The sequence below is a fragment of the Streptomyces sp. NPDC028722 genome, from assembly GCF_040637655.1.
Taxonomy (GTDB): domain Bacteria; phylum Actinomycetota; class Actinomycetes; order Streptomycetales; family Streptomycetaceae; genus Streptomyces.
In genome coordinates, this window is record NZ_JBEZWU010000024.1 from 25,146 (window position 1) to 42,201 (window position 17,056).

The window sequence follows — 17,056 nt, forward strand, 5'->3', positions numbered from 1 at the left end:
TGACAGGCACCGTCGACACCCCGAGCCCTGATCCGAACGACAGACCCTAGCCGATGCGGTGCATCCAGCCGTGCTCGTCCTCGGTCAGGCCGCGCTGGATGCCGAGCAGGGCCTCGCGCAGCCGCCGGGTGACCGGGCCGGGCGTACCGTCGCCGTGGGTCCACTGGTCCGTCTTCGTCTTGGCGTGGCCGATCGGGGTGACCACGGCCGCCGTGCCGCAGGCGAAGACCTCGGTGAGCGCGCCGGAGGCGGCGTCCGCACGCCACTGCTCCAGGGTGATCACGCCCTCCTCGGCGGTGTAGCCGAGGTCGCGGGCGACCTGGAGGAGGGAGTCGCGGGTGATGCCCTCCAGGATGGAGCCGGTGAGGGACGGGGTGACGATCCGGTCGCCGTAGACGAAGGCGACGTTCATGCTGCCGCTCTCCTCGACATTGGTGCGGGTGACCGCGTCGAGGTAGACGACCTGGTCGCAGCCGTGCGCGGCGGCCTCGGCCTGCGGCAGCAGGGACGCGGCGTAGTTGCCGCCGGTCTTGGCGTCGCCGGTGCCGCCCGGGACGGCGCGGACGTGGTCCTCCGAGACCCAGATGGTGACCGGCTTCACGCCGCCGGCGAAGTAGGCGCCGGACGGGGAGGCGATCAGCATGAACAGGTACTCGTTCGCCGGGTGCACGCCGAGCGCGGCCTCCGTGGCGAACATGAACGGCCGCAGGTACAGCGCCTCCTCGCCGCCGTGCGGCGGGACCCAGCCGGCGTCCTGGGTGAGCAGCGCGTCCAGCGCCGCGATGAACAGCTCCTCGGGCAGCTCGGCCATGGCCATGCGGCGGGCGGAGTTGCGGAAGCGGCGGGCGTTGGCCTCGGGCCGGAACAGCGCGATCGAGCCGTCGGGCTGGCGGTAGGCCTTCAGACCCTCGAAGATCTCCTGCCCGTAGTGCAGGACATGGGTGGAGGGGTCCAGGGAGATCGGGCCGTACGGGACGAGCTGGGCGTCGTGCCAGCCCCGCCCCTCGGTCCACCGGATCGTCACCATGTGGTCGGTGAAGTGGCGGCCGAACCCGGGGTTGGCCAGGATCGCCTCGCGCTCTGCGGCGGCGAGCGGGCTGGCGGAGGGCTTGAGCTCGATCGTGGGCGTCGTCATCAGTGGTTGTCCTTCACCGGTTGTAGTGACGGGCCGCGCTCACGCCTGTACTGCGGGTCGTCAGTGCTAGGACGTCCGAGCATTCCCTCATATCGCGGCTCCGCGTTCGATTATCGCGCGGGGGCGGCGGCGGACGGAATCGGGGTGAAGCGGTCCAGGGATTGATGGTGGCACCCGGCGAGGCACAGGAAAAGCCGCCGGGTGCGGTAGCGACCCGGCGGCTTGGGTGGAGCGCGGCGGGTCAGCCGGCTACGCGTACGGCGAGCGCGTCGCCGATCTCCGAGGTGCGGCGGGCGGGCAGGGAGCCCCGCTCGGTGAGGTCGGCGGTGACCGCCGCGTCGATGCGGTCGGCCTCGGCGTCGTAGCCGAGGTGGCGCAGCAGCAGGGCGACGGACAGGACGGTGGCGGTGGGGTCCGCCTTGCCCTGGCCGGCGATGTCCGGGGCCGAGCCGTGGACGGGCTCGAACATGGACGGGAACTCGCCGCCGGGGTTGATGTTGCCGGAGGCGGCCACGCCGATGCCGCCGGAGACGGCCGCGGCGAGGTCGGTGATGATGTCGCCGAAGAGGTTGTCGGTGACGATGACGTCGAACCGGCCCGGGTCGGTGACCAGGTAGATCGTGGCCGCGTCGACGTGGATGTAGTCGGTGGTGACCTCGGGGAACTCCTCGGCCACCTTGGTGAAGACGTTCGTCCACAGGTGTCCGGCGAAGGTCAGCACGTTGTTCTTGTGGACCAGCGTGAGCTTCTTGCGCGGGCGGGCCTGGGCGCGGGCGAAGGCGTCACGGACGACGCGCTCGACGCCGTAGGCGGTGTTGACGGACACCTCGGTGGCGACTTCGTGCGGGGTGCCCTTGCGGATGGTGCCGCCGTTGCCGGTGTACGGGCCCTCGGTGCCCTCGCGCACGACGACGAAGTCGATCTCCGGCTGGCCGGCGAGCGGGGTGGCGACGCCGGGGAGCAGCTTCGACGGGCGCAGGTTCACGTGGTGGTCGAAGGCGAAGCGGAGCTTGAGCAGGAAACCGCGCTCCAGGACGCCGGACGGCACCGACGGGTCGCCGATGGCGCCGAGCAGGATGGCGTCGTGCCGCTTCAGCGCGTCGAGGTCGGCGTCGGTGAGGGTCTCACCGGTGGCGTGGTAGCGCTGGGCACCGAAGTCGTACTCCTTGGTCTCCAGCTTCACATCCTGCGGCAGGACGGCGGAGAGGACCTTCAGACCCTCGGCCACGACCTCCTGGCCGATGCCGTCACCGGGGATCACTGCGAGATTGAGGCTGCGAGACATGCGGGCACCCTACTCCTCGTCCCAGGGGATGACATGCCCTGTCCGGCATGCGGACAACCGGACGGGTGGCCGGCACCCTTCCGCCGGACGGCGTTCACCCGTAGGTGGCGCGGGCGTCGGGCTCCGGTGGAAGGTTCCCGCCATGGACACTCCCGATGTCGGCATCCCGCGGCGGCTCGCGGAACGGCTGAGCATGGCCGAGCAGTACGCGTACCTGCGCGAGCGCGTGGTGCGCCGGCGCACGCTGGTGACGGCGGGCGCGGTGGCGGGCGGCCTGCTGACCGGCTGCGGCACCGGCTCCCGGCACGCGCCCGCCACGGCCGGTTCGCGGGCGTCCGGCGCGGCGGCCCGCCCGTTCGGCCGGCATCTCGCCTTCGGCGCCGACCCCCGGACCCAGATGCGGATCGCCTGGCAGGTGCCCTCCGCGGTGCGCCGGCCGTACGTCCGGCTGGGCCTGCGCCCCGACGGCCTCGGCCCGCGCGTGGCGGCCGAGATACGCCCGCTGCGCACGCCCGGGGTGGCGGGGGTGCGTCCGGCGCTGGAGCAGTACTACGTGCACGCGGCCGTGGACGGCCTCACGCCCGGCACGACCTACTACTACGGCGTCGGCCACGACGGCTGGGAGCCCACCGCGTCCGCGCACTGCGCGGCCCTCGCCTCCTTCCGCACGGCACCCGCGCACCCGGAGCGGTTCGTGTTCACGGCCTTCGGCGACCAGGGCGTGGGCCGGGCGGCGCACGCGGGCGACGATCTGATGCTGCGCCAGGAACCCGCGTTCCACCTGCACGCCGGCGACCTCTGCTACGCGGACGTCAACGGCACCGGGCGGCGGTCGGACGGCTACGACCCCGCCTTCTGGGACCTGTTCCTGAAGCAGAACGAGCCGGTCGCCCGGTCGGTGCCGTGGATGGTGACCACCGGCAACCACGACATGGAGGCCTGGTACTCGCCGGACGGCTACGGCGGCCAGCTGGCCCGGTTCTCCCTGCCGGACAACGGCTTCGACCCGCACGGCACGCCGGGCGCGTACGCGTTCACCTACGGCAACGCCGCCTTCGTCGCACTGGACGCCAACGACGTGTCGTACGAGATCCCCGCCAACCTCGGGCACAGCGGCGGCCGGCAGACGGCCTGGCTGGACCGGACCCTGGGCGCGCTGCGCGCGGCCCGCGGCATCGACTTCGTGGTCGTCTTCTTCCACCACTGCGCCTACTCCACCTCCCAGCACGCGTCCGACGGGGGCGTGCGCGCGCGGTGGCTGCCGCTGTTCGCGAAGCACCGGGTGGACCTGGTGATCAACGGGCACAACCACGTGTACGAGCGCACCGACGCCGTCCGCGGCGGGCGGGTGGGCCGGGCCGTGCCCGTCGGCGGCTCCACCGACCCGGCCCGGGACGGCACGGTGTACGTCACGGCGGGCGGCGGCGGCCGGGACCTGTACGCGTTCCCCCCGGGCGTCCGGGACAGCTACGAGGGACACGTCACCCGGCACGAGCCGGTCGGCACCTTCGCCTGGACGAAGGACCGGGACCGCGCGCCGGAGACGGTGGAGTGGTCGAGGGTCCGCTACACCGGTTTCTCGCTGCTCTCGGTGGAGGTGCGGGCCGGCGCGGCACCACGGCTCGCGGTGTCGGCGCTGGCGCACGACGGGCGGCGGATCGACCACTTCGAGGTGCGGCGCGGCGGATGAGGACCGCGCCGCACCCCGCGCGGGTGCGGCTCCCGGCTGGTGGTGGTCCGTTCCCGTACCGGCTCAGTGGCCGGTCGCGCCGCCGTTGTCCCGGCGGTCGAGGGCTCGCTGGAGGGCGGCGGCGGCGTTCTTGCGGTCGGACTCGCTCGTGCGGGGCACGTGGCGGACGCGGCGGACGGTCGTCTCGGCCATGGCAATCGACTCCTTCGGCAGACGCGGAGTGCGGCGGTGCGGGGGCACGCCCCCCGCTGCCTCATGGAGGCGTGGGAGGGAGACTCCCGGAAAGGGGCGGGAAACGATGGCCGCAGGGGTTGCCTGCACGGGGCCCGGCTCACGACCGCCATTCGCTGGATGGAGCGAGACGTTCGGCTCCTTCCACGCTAAGGGAGCCGTCCGCGTCTGTCTGCATCATTACTCGGACTTCCTACTATCTGAGACGGCACACCGGCTCACCCCGCCCTGAACTGGGCGTTCGCGTGTTCGGGGGTAACCGGTGAGGGTGCTCCCCGTCAGGTGACGTCTCCGTCGCGCCAGTCGAGGACCAGTTCCCCGGCCGGGTCGGGCGGCCCGGCGAGAGCGGGCCACACGTACAGGCCGCCTTCCTCCTCCGGCAGCCGTACGATCCCCTCCGGTGAGAGCGCGTGCACCTGCCCGGGCCATCGCCGCCAGCCCCGGGCGGCGTACAGCCGGGCGCCCGCGTCGCCGGCGGAGAGCACGCCGAGGTCGTAGGCCCGGCCGATGACCCGCTCCAGCTCCGCCATCACCCGGCCGCCGAGCCCGGTCCGCCGCGCGTCGGCCCGTACGGCGACGGCCTCCACGTACCCGGTGCGCAGCCAGCGCCCCCGGTGCCGCGTCCGGCGCAGCACGACCGAGCCGTGGGCGACGAGCCCGGCATCGTCCCGGACGAGCGCGTGCAGGCCGCCCAGCCCGTGGTCCCAGTCCTCGTCGGCGAACGCGCCGTCGAAGGCGTCGTCCAACAGGGCACGCAGCTCGCGGAGTTCGGCCGGGGTCAGTTCGGCGGTGTGGACGAGGCGGGGGCGCGGAGTCACGAGGCCAGTATCACCCTGCCCGCGTCGGCGCGGACCGCGTCCGGCCCCGTGGGGGATGGGAACGGCCCGGGAGGCCCGACCAGATGTCGGGCCTCCCGGGCCGTGTTCGCGGGGGCGGTCAGCCCATGTGCGGGTAGGCGTAGTCGGTCGGCGGGACCAGGGTCTCCTTGATGGCCCGGGTCAGGGTCCAGCGCAGCAGGTTCTGCGGGGCGCCCGCCTTGTCGTTGGTGCCCGAGGCACGGCCGCCGCCGAAGGGCTGCTGGCCGACGACGGCGCCGGTCGACTTGTCGTTGATGTAGAAGTTGCCCGCGGCGAAGCGGAGCCTCTCCATCGTGTGGGCCGCGGCGGCGCGGTCGTTGGCGATGACGGAACCGGTGAGGGCGTAGTCCGACACCGACTCCATCTGGGTCAGCATCTCCTCGTACGCGTCGTCCTCGTAGACGTGCACGGCGAGGATCGGGCCGAAGTACTCGGTGGTGAAGACCTCGTTCTCCGGGTCGGTGCACTCGATGACGGTCGGGCGGACGAAGTAGCCGACCGAGTCGTCGTAGCTGCCGCCGGCCACGACGGTGCAGGACGGGTCCTGCTTGGCGCGGTCGATGGCCGCCTTGTTCTTGGCGAAGGACCGCTCGTCGATCACCGCGCCCATGAAGTTGGACAGGTCGGTGACGTCACCCATGGTCAGGTAGTCGACCTCGGCGGCGAACTCCTCCTTGAAGCCCGAGTTCCAGATGGAGGCCGGGATGTAGGCGCGGGAGGTGGCGCTGCACTTCTGGCCCTGGTACTCGAAGGCACCGCGGGTCAGGGCGGTCTTCAGGATCGCGCGGTCGGCGCTCGGGTGGGCGACCAGGAAGTCCTTGCCGCCGGTCTCGCCGACCAGACGCGGGTAGGAGCGGTACTTCTCGATGTTGTTGCCGACCGTCTTCCACAGGTACTGGAAGGTCTTGGTCGAACCGGTGAAGTGGATGCCGGCGAGGTCGCGGTGCTCCAGGGCGACCTTGGAGACCTCGATGCCGTCGCCGGTGACGAGGTTGATGACGCCCTTGGGCAGGCCCGCCTCCTCCAGCAGCTGCATGAGCAGGACGGCGGCGTGGGTCTGCGTCGGGGACGGCTTCCACAGCACCACGTTGCCCATCAGGGCCGGCGCGGTGGGCAGGTTCGCCGCGATCGCCGAGAAGTTGAACGGCGTGATCGCGTAGACGAAGCCCTCCAGCGGGCGGTGGTCCAGGCGGTTCCAGACACCCGGGGAGTTCGCCGGGGGCTGCTCGGCGAGGATCTGGCGCGCGTAGTGCACGTTGAAGCGCCAGAAGTCGACCAGTTCGCAGGGGCTGTCGATCTCCGCCTGCTGGGCGGTCTTGGACTGGCCCAGCATGGTGGAGGCGGCGATCGTCTCCCGCCAGGGGCCGGCCAGCAGCTCGGCGGCGCGCAGGATGATCGCGGCGCGGTCGTCGAAGGCCATCGCGCGCCACGCCGGGGCGGCGGCCAGGGCCGCGTCGATGGCGTCCTGCGCGTCCTGCCGGGTGGCGTTGCGCAGGGTGCCGATGACCGCCTTGTGGTTGTGTGGCTGGACGACCTGGATCGTCTCGCCGCCGCCCATGCGCTTCTCGCCGCCGATGGTCATCGGCAGGTCGATCGGGTTGTCGGCCAGCTCCTTGAGCCTGACCTCCAGGCGGGCGCGCTCGGGCGAGCCGGGGGCGTAGCCGTGCACCGGCTCGTTGACGGGGGTGGGGACCTGGGTCACAGCGTCCATGAGATCCGTAACTCCTTGTACGTGAGCGGGTGTTCGGGCTCAGCCCGTGCTGACCATCGAGCGCAGGAAGAAGCGCAGGTTGGCGGGCTTCTCGGCGAGGCGGCGCATGAAGTAGCCGTACCAGTCGGTGCCGTAGGCGGTGTAGACGCGCATGCGGTGGCCCTCGGCGGCCAGCCGCAGGTGCTCCTCGCCCCGGATGCCGTACAGCATCTGGAACTCGTACTCGTCGAGCTTGCGGCCGGCCTTGTGGGCCAGCTCCTGGGCGATGGCGATCAGACGCGGGTCGTGGGACCCGATCATCGGGTAGCCCTCGCCCTCCATGAGCGTCCTGAGGATGCGCACGTAGGCCTTGTCGATCTCGTGCTTCTGCTGGTAGGCGACCTCGGCGGGCTCCTTGTAGGCGCCCTTCACCAGGCGCACACGGCTGCCGGACTCCGCGAGGCGGCGGGCGTCGGCCTCGGTGCGGAAGAGGTAGGCCTGGATGACGCAGCCGGTCTGCGGGAAGTCCTTCCGCAGCTCCTCGTGGATGGCGAACATCGAGTCGAGGGTGGTGTGGTCCTCGGCGTCGAGCGTGACGGTCGTCCCGATGGCGGCGGCGGCCTCGACGACCGGGCGGACGTTGGCGAGTGCCAGCTCGTGGCCGCCCTCCAGCGCCTGGCCGAACATGGACAGCTTGACCGACATCTCGACCTTCTCGCCCAGCTCCAGCCGCTCGAGGTGGCCGACCAGCGCCAGGTAGGCGTCCCGGGCGGCGGCGGCCTGCTCCGGGGTGGTGATGTCCTCGCCGACGACGTCCATCGTCAGCTCCAGGCCCTTGGCCGTGAGGTCCTCGATGATCGGGACGATGTCGGCCACGGTCTCGCCGGGGATGAACCGGTCGACGACCTGCTTGGTCACCGGGGCCGCCGAGATCAGACGACGCATCCGGTCGCTGCGCGACGCGGCGAGAATCACGGGACCCAGCACGGGGCACCTCCACAGACAAGCACCGAAACGGCCCTACCCGACGATTCGGGTACGACACGGAGAACCACCGTGAAACCTAGGGATCTCTCCGATCCTGAGCCATCGACAGCTGTCACGCATCCGTGCACGGGTTCTCAGACAGGTGTATGAGGGCAGCCGGGGAATGGGGGACAATGCCCGGGTGAAGGCCGATGGCGCATCCTTCGGAAGCATGGGTGACTACCAGGAGCTGGTGGACGAGATCTCCGAGCTGCTGGGCGTTCCGGCGACCCTGGAGAACCGCGACTTCGAGCTGATCGCGTTCGGCGCGTACGACAGCGACGACGAGCTGGACCCGTCCGCGCTGGACCCGGTCCGCACCCGTTCGATCCTGACCCGGCGCTCCACGGCGGCGGTCCGCACCTGGTTCGAGGGCTTCGGCATCACGCGCGCAACCGGTCCGGTACGCATCCCGCCGAGCCCGGAGGCCGGCGTGTACCGCGGCCGGATCTGCCTCCCCGTACGCCATCGGGGTGTCGTCCTCGGCTACGTCTGGCTGCTGGACGGCGACCCCGGGCCGACGGACGCCCAGCTGGCCGCCGCGCTGCGGGTGGCGGACCGGATCGGGGCGCTGCTCGCCGACGAGGCGGAGGCCGGGGCGGGGCTGAGCCGGGAGCTGCGGGCGGTGCTCACGGCGGAGCGCGGCTGGCAGCGGGACATGGCGGTGGCCGACCTGCGCACCGCCCTGGGCCCCCGCGCGGACGGCCCGCACACGCTGGTCTGTGTGGCGCCCTGGCCCTCGGCCGACCCGGACGACGCCCCGGCCCCGCGTACGGTCCCGCACGCCACCGCCCTGTGCACGCTGCCCTGGGGGCCGACCGGGCTGACCCTCGCGGTGCTGGTGCGGCTGCGGACGACGGCTGTGCCGACACCGGCGCTGACGGCGGCGGCACGGCTGCTCAGGGACGCCGAGGGCGCCGGAGGAGCGAAGGCGCGGGGAGCGGGGGCGCGTACGGCCGCCGCCGTGGCCGCGCGACACCCGGCGCCCACCGGAGCCGCCGGGACCGCCGGGGTTGCCGGGACCGCCGGGGTTGCCGGGACCGCAGGCACCACAGGGGCCGCAGCCGCCGGGGCCGGCCGGGTGGCCGGGTTCGCCGCCGGGGCGCGGTGCGCCGCCGGGATCGGCGAGCCGCGCACCGGTCTCGCCGAGCTGGGCACGGTCTGGCAGGAGGCGCGGGCCGCCGCGCGCGCCGCGCTGGCCGAGCCACGGTTCGCGCCGATCGCGGAGTGGGGGCGCATCGGGCCGTACCGGCTGCTGACCGCACTGCCCCCCGAGGCCGCGTACGACCCCGTGGCCGGTCCGCTGCTCTCCCCCGCCCACCGGGAGCTGGCCCGCACCGCGGAGGTCTACCTCGACTGCGCGGGACAGGCCGGCCGCACCGCCGCCGAGCTGGGCATCCACCGCCAGACGCTGTACTACCGCCTGTCCCGGGTGGAGCAGCTGACCGGGCTCGACCTGGACGACGGGGAGGACCGGCTGCTGCTGCACATGACGTTGAAACGGGCGCGGCTGTGACTGCCGGTCAGTGCTGCGCGGCCTGCCGCATGACACGCCTGAGCCCCTCGGTGAGCTGCTCCGCGGTGGTCGCCGAACCGGGGTCGAAGAGCCACTGGACCATGAGGCCGTTGAGAAGGGTCTGGTAGAGGCGGCCCTCGCTGTCCGTGGTCTCCTGGTCGATCTCCGTCTCCGGCACGCCGCTGAAGAGGGCCACGAGCCCTGTCCGGCCCTCCTCCTGCGCCTCGGCCAGCAGCTTGCGCACCTCCGCTACCCGCTCGTCCTGGAACATCAGCTCGAAGCTGAGCAGCCAGATGGCACGTGACTCGGGGACGGTGCGCAGGACGCTCGCCCAGATCTCCTGGAAGCGCGCCGGCGATCCCGGGGGCTGGGTGACCTCCCCGCCGAGGCCCGGGCCGAAGCTCTCGCCCACGGTCTCGAGCAGGGAGACATAGGCCCGGGTCAGCAGCGCGTCCTTGGAGCCGTAGTGGTAGCCGATCGAGGCCAGGTTCGTCCCCGACTCCTTGACGATGTCGCGCGCCGTCGTCCGCGCGAAGCCCTTCTCCAGCAGGCAGCGCTTGGCGCCTTCGAGCAGATCCTCACGGTGTCCCATGTCCGCCAGCCTAACCGGCGTCCATACATCCGTCCTAGACGACTGAATTATACAATCGTCCTAGACAGACGTTTAATACAGCCGTACATTCCTCGGCATGACGAACTCGACGAGCACCACCGTCCCCGTCGGCGCCGAACGCGCCCCCGTCCGCGCCGGACGCCGCGAGTGGACCGCGTTCGGGGTGCTGATGCTGCCGCTGCTGCTGGTCTCGATGGACGTGTCGGTCCTCTACTTCGCGGCCCCCGCCATCAGCGCCGACCTGCACCCCACCGGCACCCAGCAACTGTGGATCTTCGACATCTACGGCTTCGTCCTGGCCGGCCTGCTGATGACGATGGGCTCGCTCGGCGACCGCTTCGGCAGCCGCAAGCTGCTCCTGACCGGGGCCGCGGCCTTCGGCGCGGCGTCCCTGCTCGCGGCCTGCGCGAACAGCGCCGGGACCCTGATCGCGGCCCGCGCGATCCTCGGCGTCGGCGGCGCGACCCTCATGCCGTCCACGATGGCCCTGCTGCGCACGATGTTCACCGACCCCGCCCAGCGTGCCAAGGCCATCGGCCTGTGGTCCGGTGTGATGACCGGCGGGGTCGCCCTCGGCTCGGTGATGAGCGGCGTCCTGGTCGAGCACTTCTGGTGGGGCTCGGTCTTCCTGGTCAACCTGCCCGCGATGGCGCTGCTGCTGGTCCTCGGCCCGGTCCTGCTGCCGGAGACGCGCAATCCCCGGGCCGGCCGCTTCGACCTGGCCAGCGTGCCCCTGTCGATGGCCGCCGTACTCCCGGTGGTCTACGGCCTCAAGGAGATCCCGTCCGAGGGCTGGCACCCGCGGTACGTCGTCCCGGTCGTCGTCGGCCTGCTCTTCGGGGCGCTGTTCGTCCGCCGCCAGCGCACCGGCGCCTCCCCGCTGGTCCCGCCGGCCCTCTTGCGGGGCCGGGGTTTCACCCCGTCGCTGGTCCTCACCCTGGTGTCCGCGTTCGGGATGATGGGCTCGGCCATCTTCACCACGCAGTACCTCCAGTCGGTCCTCGGCAAGAGCCCGCTGGCGGCGGCGCTGTGGAGCCTGCTCCCGTCGGTGCTCATCGGGGCCGCCGGGCCCCTCACCACCGCCCTCGTCCAGCGGGGCGTCCACCGCGGCTACGTCGTCACCAGCGGCTTCGCGGTCAGCGCGGCCGGGTACGCCCTGCTCGCCCTCGCCGGCACCGACTCCCTGTGGCTGGTACTGGCCGCGGCCGGCGTCCTCGCCTGCGGCATGATCATGGTGCTGTCCCAGCTGACCGACCTGGCCATGAGCGGCGTCCCCGCGGAACAGGCGGGCACGGCGTCCGCCCTGCTGGAGACCGGCACCGAGTTCGGCGGGGCGCTCGGCATGGCGGTCCTGGGCTCCATCGGCACGGCCGTCTACCGCCACGCCATGCCGGACACGGCCCCGGCCGAGGCCCGCGAGACCCTGGGCGGGGCCCTCACCACGGCCGCCCGGCTGCCCGCCCGGCCCGGCGCGTCCCTGCTCGCCACGGCCCGGGAGGCGTTCACCAGCGGCATGCACGGCGTGGCGGTCGCCGGGGCGGTGCTGCTGGCGCTGGCGGCGGCCGGCGCCGCGCTGACCCTGCGGACCACCGACCGGTAGCGGATACGCGGAACGCCGGGCGGGCCGACCGAAGTCGGCACGCCCGGCGTCCGTCGTGTGCTCAGACCAGGTTCACGGACCGGGCCGAGGCCGCCCCGATCTCGGTGGCCAGCTCGGCCAGCACGCCGGGGGCCACCGTGTCGTCCACGGTGAGCACGGCCAGCGCCTCGCCGCCCACCGCCGCACGCGCGACCTGCATGCCGGCGATGTTGATGCCGGCCTCCCCGAGGACCCGGCCGACGGTGCCGACTACACCCGGACGGTCCTCGTAGCGCAGGACGACCATGTGGTCGGCGAGCGCGAGGTCGACGTCGTACTCGCCGACGGCGACGATCTTCTGTACGTGCTTCGGGCCGGCCAGCGTGCCGGAGACCGACACCTCCTCGCCGGTGCCCAGCGTGCCGCGCACGGTCACCACGTTGCGGTGGTCGGCCGACTCGGAGCTGGTGGTCAGGCGCACCTCGACACCGCGCTCCTGCGCGAACAGCGGCGCGTTGACGTACGACACCGTCTCGTCGACGACGTCCTCGAAGACACCCTTGAGCGCGGACAGCTCCAGCACCTTCACGTCGTGCTGGGTGATCTCGCCGTAGACCTCGACGTCGAGACGGACGGCGACCTCGCCGGCCAGCGCCGTGAAGATACGGCCCAGACGCTCGGCGAGCGGCAGGCCCGGCTTGACGTCCTCGGCGATGACACCGCCCTGGACGTTCACCGCGTCCGGCACCAGCTCACCGGCGAGCGCGAGCCGCACCGACCTGGCGACCGCGATGCCCGCCTTCTCCTGGGCCTCGTCGGTCGAGGCGCCGAGGTGCGGGGTGCACACGACCTGGTCCAGCTCGAACAGCGGGGAGTCGGTGCACGGCTCCTTGGCGTACACGTCGAGGCCGGCGCCGGCGACCCGGCCCTCCTTCAGCGCCGCGTACAGCGCCGCCTCGTCGACGATGCCGCCGCGCGCGGCGTTGACGACACGCACGCTCGGCTTGACCTTGCGCAGCGCCTCGTCACCGATCAGGCCGAGGGTCTCGGGGGTCTTGGGCAGGTGGACGGTGATGAAGTCGGAGACCTCCAGCAGCTCGTCCAGCGACAGCACCTTGACGCCCATCTGCGCGGCCCGCGCGGGCTGCACGTAGGGGTCGTAGGCGACGACCTTCATGCCGAAGGCGGACATGCGCTGCGCGACGAGGGCGCCGATGCGGCCCAGGCCCACGACGCCCAGCGTCTTCTCGGCCAGCTCGACACCCGTGTACTTGCTGCGCTTCCACTCGCCGTTCTTCAGGGCGGTGTTGGCCTGCGGGATGTTGCGGGCGGTCGCGAGGATGAGACCGCAGGCCAGCTCGGCCGCGGTCACGATGTTGGAGGTGGGGGCGTTGACGACCATCACGCCGGCCTTGGTGGCGGCGGAGACGTCGACGTTGTCCAGACCGACGCCGGCACGCGCGACGACCTTCAGTTTCTTCGCGGCGGCGATGGCCTCGGCGTCGACCTTGGTGGCCGAACGGATGAGGATCGCGTCCACGTCGGCGATGGCCGGAAGCAGCTCGGAGCGGTCCGCTCCGTTGCAGTGCCGGATCTCGAAGTCCGGACCGAGTGCGTCGACGGTGGCAGGCGACAGCTCCTCAGCGATGAGTACCGTGGCTTTTTGACTGGGGTACGAGCTCACGTGAGTCCTCACAGGTGCGATGCGGACGGCCGTCCCGACGGCCGCAGGCGGTGGAGGGGGGCTAGCCGCGGAAGACGCACGACGCTGTGGGCCTGACGCGTGTTGTGCAGAAGTGTAGTGGCGTGCCGAAGACCGCATTGCGCCTCCGCGGAAGGATCACCCGTCCGTGGCAGGACGCGGTGGACAACAGGGGCCGGAGCGTTGGCCCCGGCCCCTGTCCCGAGGCTTACGCCTCCTCGTCCACCCAGCTCATCAGCTTGCGCAGCTTCTTGCCAGTGGTCTCCAGCAGGTGCTCGGAGTCCTGCTGCTTGTACTCGTTGTACTTCTTCAGACCACCGTGGTACTCGTCCATCCAGGCGCGGGCGAAGGAGCCGTCCTGGATCTCGGCGAGGACCTTCTTCATCTCGGCCTTGGTGGCGTCGGTGATGATGCGCGGACCGGTGACGTAGTCGCCCCACTCGGCGGTCTCGGAGATGGACCAGCGCATCTTCTCCAGGCCGCCCTCGTACATGAGGTCCACGATCAGCTTCAGCTCGTGCAGGCACTCGAAGTAGGCGATCTCCGGCTGGTAGCCGGCCTCGGTCAGCGTCTCGAAGCCCGCCTTGACCAGCGCGGCCGTGCCACCGCACAGCACGGCCTGCTCACCGAACAGGTCGGTCTCGGTCTCCTCGGTGAACGTCGTCTTGATGACGCCGGCGCGGGTGCCGCCGATGCCCTTGGCGTAGGACAGGGCGAGGGCGAAGGCGTTGCCCGAGGCGTCCTGCTCGACGGCGGCGATGCAGGGCACGCCGCGGCCCTCCTCGTACTGGCGGCGGACCAGGTGGCCCGGGCCCTTCGGGGCGACCATGCAGACGTCCACGCCCGCCGGGGGCTTGATGAAGCCGTAGCGGATGTTCAGGCCGTGGCCGAAGAACAGCGCGTCGCCGTCCTTCAGGTTCGGGGCGATGGACTCGTCGTACACCTGGGCCTGGAGGGGGTCCGGGACCAGGATCATGATGACGTCGGCCTCGGCGGCGGCCTCGGCCGGGGTGACCACGCGCAGGCCCTGCTCCTCGGCCTTGGCCTTGGACTTCGAGCCCTCGTGCAGGCCGACACGCACGTCGACACCGGAGTCACGGAGCGACAGCGCGTGGGCGTGACCCTGGCTGCCGTAGCCGATGACCGCGACCTTGCGGCCCTGGATGATGGACAGGTCGGCGTCAGCGTCGTAGAACAGCTCGGCCACTTTGGGTTCTCTCCTTGTGTGCAGGTGATGCGTCCCACCGTATGACGGTGGGCGGGACGGAAGTTTCGGGGTCTCGGTATACGGGCGGCGGCGCGGCGCGCCGCCGCCCGTCCACGGCCCTACGCGGTCCGGTCGAGCGCGCGCAGCGAGCGGTCCGTGATCGAACGGGCGCCGCGGCCGATCGCGATCGTGCCGGACTGGACCAGTTCCTTGATGCCGTACGGCTCCAGCATCTTGAGCATGGCGGTCAGCTTCTCGCCGGAGCCGGTGGCCTCGATCGTCACGGCCTCCGGGGAGACGTCCACGGTCTTGGCGCGGAACAGCTGGACGATCTCCACGATCTGGGACCGGGTCTCGTTGTCGGCGCGGACCTTCACCAGGACGAGTTCGCGCTGGACGGCCTGACCGGGCTCCAGCTCGACGATCTTCAGCACGTTGACGAGCTTGTTGAGCTGCTTGGTGACCTGCTCCAGCGGCAGTTCCTCGACGCCCACCACGATGGTGATGCGGGAGATGTCGGGGTGCTCGGTGACACCGACCGCGAGCGAGTCGATGTTGAAGCCGCGGCGCGAGAACAGGGCGGCGATGCGGGCGAGGATGCCCGGCGTGTTCTCCACCAGGACGGAGAGCGTGTGCTTGGACATGTCTTTTTACGTCTCTCTCGCTCAGTCGTCTTCGTTGTCGCCGAAGTCGGGGCGGACGTCCCGGGCGGCCATGATCTCGTCGTTGGAGGTGCCGGCGGCGACCATCGGCCAGACCATCGCGTCCTCGTGGACGATGAAGTCGACGACGACCGGACGGTCGTTGATGGCGTTCGCCTCCGCGATGACCCGGTCCAGGTCCTCGGGGCGCTCGCAGCGCAGGCCCACGCAGCCCATCGCCTCGGACAGCTTCACGAAGTCCGGCACCCGCGTACCCCGGGCCTGCGGGTTGATGTCGTCGGGCCCGCTGTGCAGCACGGTGTTGGAGTAGCGCTGGTTGTAGAAGAGGGTCTGCCACTGTCGGACCATCCCGAGGGCGCCGTTGTTGATGACGGCGACCTTGATCGGGATGTTGTTCAGGGCGCAGGTGGTCAGTTCCTGGTTGGTCATCTGGAAGCAGCCGTCGCCGTCGATCGCCCAGACCGTCCGCTCCGGCACGCCGGCCTTGGCGCCCATGGCGGCCGGGACCGCGTAGCCCATCGTGCCGGCGCCGCCGGAGTTCAGCCAGGTGGCGGGCCGCTCGTACCGGACGAAGTGCGCGGCCCACATCTGGTGCTGGCCGACGCCCGCGGCGAAGACCGTGCCCTCCGGCGCCAGCTGCCCGATGCGCTCGATCACCTGCTGCGGGGAGAGCGAGCCGTCCTCGGGCAGGTCGTAGCCGAGCGGGTAGGTCTCGCGCCAGCGGTTCAGGTCGCTCCACCAGGCGGTGTAGTCGCCCTGGTGGCCCTCGCTGTGCTCCTTCTGCACCGCCTGGACCAGGTCGGCGATGACCTCGCGGGCGTCACCGACGATCGGCACGTCGGCGGTGCGGTTCTTGCCGATCTCCGCCGGGTCGATGTCGGCGTGGACGATCTTGGCGTACGGCGCGAAGCTGTCCAGCTTGCCGGTGACGCGGTCGTCGAAGCGGGCGCCGAGGGCCACGATCAGGTCGGCCTTCTGGAGCGCGGTGACCGCGGCGACGCTGCCATGCATGCCGGGCATGCCCACGTGCAGCGGGTGGCTGTCGGGGAACGCGCCGAGCGCCATCAGCGTCGTGGTGACCGGCGCCCCGGTCAGCTCGGCGAGGACCTTCAGCTCGGCCGTGGCCCCGGCCTTGAGGACACCGCCGCCGACGTACAGCACGGGCCGCCTGGCGGCGGTGATCAGCTTGGCCGCCTCGCGGATCTGCTTGGCGTGCGGCTTGGTCACCGGGCGGTAGCCGGGCAGGTCCATGGTGGGCGGCCAGGAGAAGACCGTCTTCGCCTGGAGGGCGTCCTTGGCGATGTCGACCAGGACCGGACCCGGGCGGCCGGTGGAGGCGATGTGGAACGCCTGCGCGATGACCCGCGGGATGTCCTCGGCCTTGGTGACGAGGAAGTTGTGCTTGGTGATCGGCATGGTGATGCCGACGATGTCCGCCTCCTGGAAGGCGTCGGTACCGATCGCCTTGGAGGCGACCTGGCCGGTGATCGCCACGAGCGGCACCGAGTCCATGTGCGCGTCCGCGATGGGCGTGACCAGGTTGGTGGCGCCCGGTCCCGAGGTCGCCATGCAGACGCCGACCCGGCCGGTGGCCTGCGCGTAGCCGGTGGCCGCGTGGCCGGCGCCCTGCTCGTGCCGGACCAGCACGTGGCGCACCCGGGTGGAGTCCATCAGCGGGTCGTACGCGGGGAGGATCGCGCCGCCGGGAATGCCGAACACCGTGTCCGCGCCGACCTCCTCGAGGGAGCGGATGAGGGACTGCGCACCCGTGACGTGCTCGACGGGGGCGGAGTGTCCTCCGGAACGGGGCCGCGGCTGCGGATGGTGGGCCCCGGTGGCCTGCTCGGTCATCGGCATTCTCTT

Annotated in this window: 14 protein-coding genes; 3 read left to right on the forward strand and 11 right to left on the reverse strand. The window is 71.7% G+C overall.

The window, feature by feature from the left end; translation table 11 throughout:
• Positions 1–46 precede the first annotated feature (46 nt).
• Entirely contained in the window at positions 47–1,135 is a 1,089-nt protein-coding gene (locus tag AB0F03_RS29170; RefSeq protein WP_361997176.1) for a branched-chain amino acid aminotransferase, read from the reverse strand.
• 241 nt (positions 1,136–1,376) lie between these two features.
• A complete protein-coding gene (locus AB0F03_RS29175) occupies positions 1,377–2,420 on the reverse strand; it encodes a 3-isopropylmalate dehydrogenase (protein ID WP_361997178.1) in 1,044 nt (347 codons plus the stop codon).
• Positions 2,421–2,562: 142 nt separating this feature from the next.
• Between AB0F03_RS29175 and AB0F03_RS29180 the strand changes: the two genes are divergently transcribed.
• Complete coding sequence (locus AB0F03_RS29180) at positions 2,563–4,110, forward strand: metallophosphoesterase family protein (RefSeq protein ID WP_361997180.1); 1,548 nt, start codon at positions 2,563–2,565, stop codon at positions 4,108–4,110.
• A 63-nt stretch (positions 4,111–4,173) separates the two neighbouring features.
• Here AB0F03_RS29180 and AB0F03_RS29185 read toward each other — a convergent pair whose 3' ends face one another.
• From AB0F03_RS29185 to AB0F03_RS29200, 4 genes are all read right to left on the reverse strand, one after another.
• Positions 4,174–4,302 (reverse strand): hypothetical protein, encoded by a 129-nt coding sequence (locus tag AB0F03_RS29185; RefSeq protein WP_121786747.1) that lies wholly within the window; start codon positions 4,300–4,302, stop codon positions 4,174–4,176.
• A gap of 317 nt (positions 4,303–4,619) precedes the next feature.
• Entirely contained in the window at positions 4,620–5,159 is a 540-nt protein-coding gene (locus AB0F03_RS29190; RefSeq protein WP_361997182.1) for a GNAT family N-acetyltransferase, read from the reverse strand.
• Positions 5,160–5,277: 118 nt separating this feature from the next.
• A complete protein-coding gene (gene pruA, locus AB0F03_RS29195) occupies positions 5,278–6,909 on the reverse strand; it encodes an L-glutamate gamma-semialdehyde dehydrogenase (RefSeq protein ID WP_361997183.1) in 1,632 nt (543 codons plus the stop codon).
• 39 nt (positions 6,910–6,948) lie between these two features.
• Positions 6,949–7,875, reverse strand: coding sequence for a proline dehydrogenase family protein (locus AB0F03_RS29200; RefSeq protein ID WP_361997185.1), 927 nt, complete (start codon positions 7,873–7,875; stop codon positions 6,949–6,951).
• 163 nt (positions 7,876–8,038) lie between these two features.
• On the opposite strand from AB0F03_RS29200, the gene AB0F03_RS29205 reads away from it, so the two are divergent.
• On the forward strand, positions 8,039–9,430 hold the full coding sequence (locus AB0F03_RS29205; RefSeq protein WP_361997187.1) for a helix-turn-helix domain-containing protein: 1,392 nt from the start codon (positions 8,039–8,041) through the stop codon (positions 9,428–9,430).
• A gap of 7 nt (positions 9,431–9,437) precedes the next feature.
• Here the strand turns inward: AB0F03_RS29205 and AB0F03_RS29210 are convergent, their stop codons facing one another.
• Positions 9,438–10,022 carry a TetR/AcrR family transcriptional regulator gene (locus AB0F03_RS29210; protein ID WP_361997189.1) on the reverse strand — a complete coding sequence of 195 codons (585 nt, stop codon included), beginning with the start codon at positions 10,020–10,022 and terminating at the stop codon, positions 9,438–9,440.
• Between the two features lie 97 nt (positions 10,023–10,119).
• Between AB0F03_RS29210 and AB0F03_RS29215 the strand changes: the two genes are divergently transcribed.
• Entirely contained in the window at positions 10,120–11,643 is a 1,524-nt protein-coding gene (locus AB0F03_RS29215; protein ID WP_361997191.1) for an MFS transporter, read from the forward strand.
• A 61-nt stretch (positions 11,644–11,704) separates the two neighbouring features.
• Here AB0F03_RS29215 and serA read toward each other — a convergent pair whose 3' ends face one another.
• From serA to AB0F03_RS29235, 4 genes are all read right to left on the reverse strand, one after another.
• Positions 11,705–13,306 (reverse strand): phosphoglycerate dehydrogenase, encoded by a 1,602-nt coding sequence (gene serA / locus AB0F03_RS29220; protein WP_361997193.1) that lies wholly within the window; start codon positions 13,304–13,306, stop codon positions 11,705–11,707.
• A gap of 226 nt (positions 13,307–13,532) precedes the next feature.
• Positions 13,533–14,531 (reverse strand): ketol-acid reductoisomerase, encoded by a 999-nt coding sequence (ilvC, locus tag AB0F03_RS29225; RefSeq protein WP_356946220.1) that lies wholly within the window; start codon positions 14,529–14,531, stop codon positions 13,533–13,535.
• A gap of 119 nt (positions 14,532–14,650) precedes the next feature.
• Entirely contained in the window at positions 14,651–15,175 is a 525-nt protein-coding gene (gene ilvN, locus AB0F03_RS29230) for an acetolactate synthase small subunit (protein WP_361997195.1), read from the reverse strand.
• Positions 15,176–15,196: 21 nt separating this feature from the next.
• Positions 15,197–17,044, reverse strand: coding sequence for an acetolactate synthase large subunit (locus AB0F03_RS29235; protein WP_361997197.1), 1,848 nt, complete (start codon positions 17,042–17,044; stop codon positions 15,197–15,199).
• Positions 17,045–17,056 lie beyond the last annotated feature (12 nt).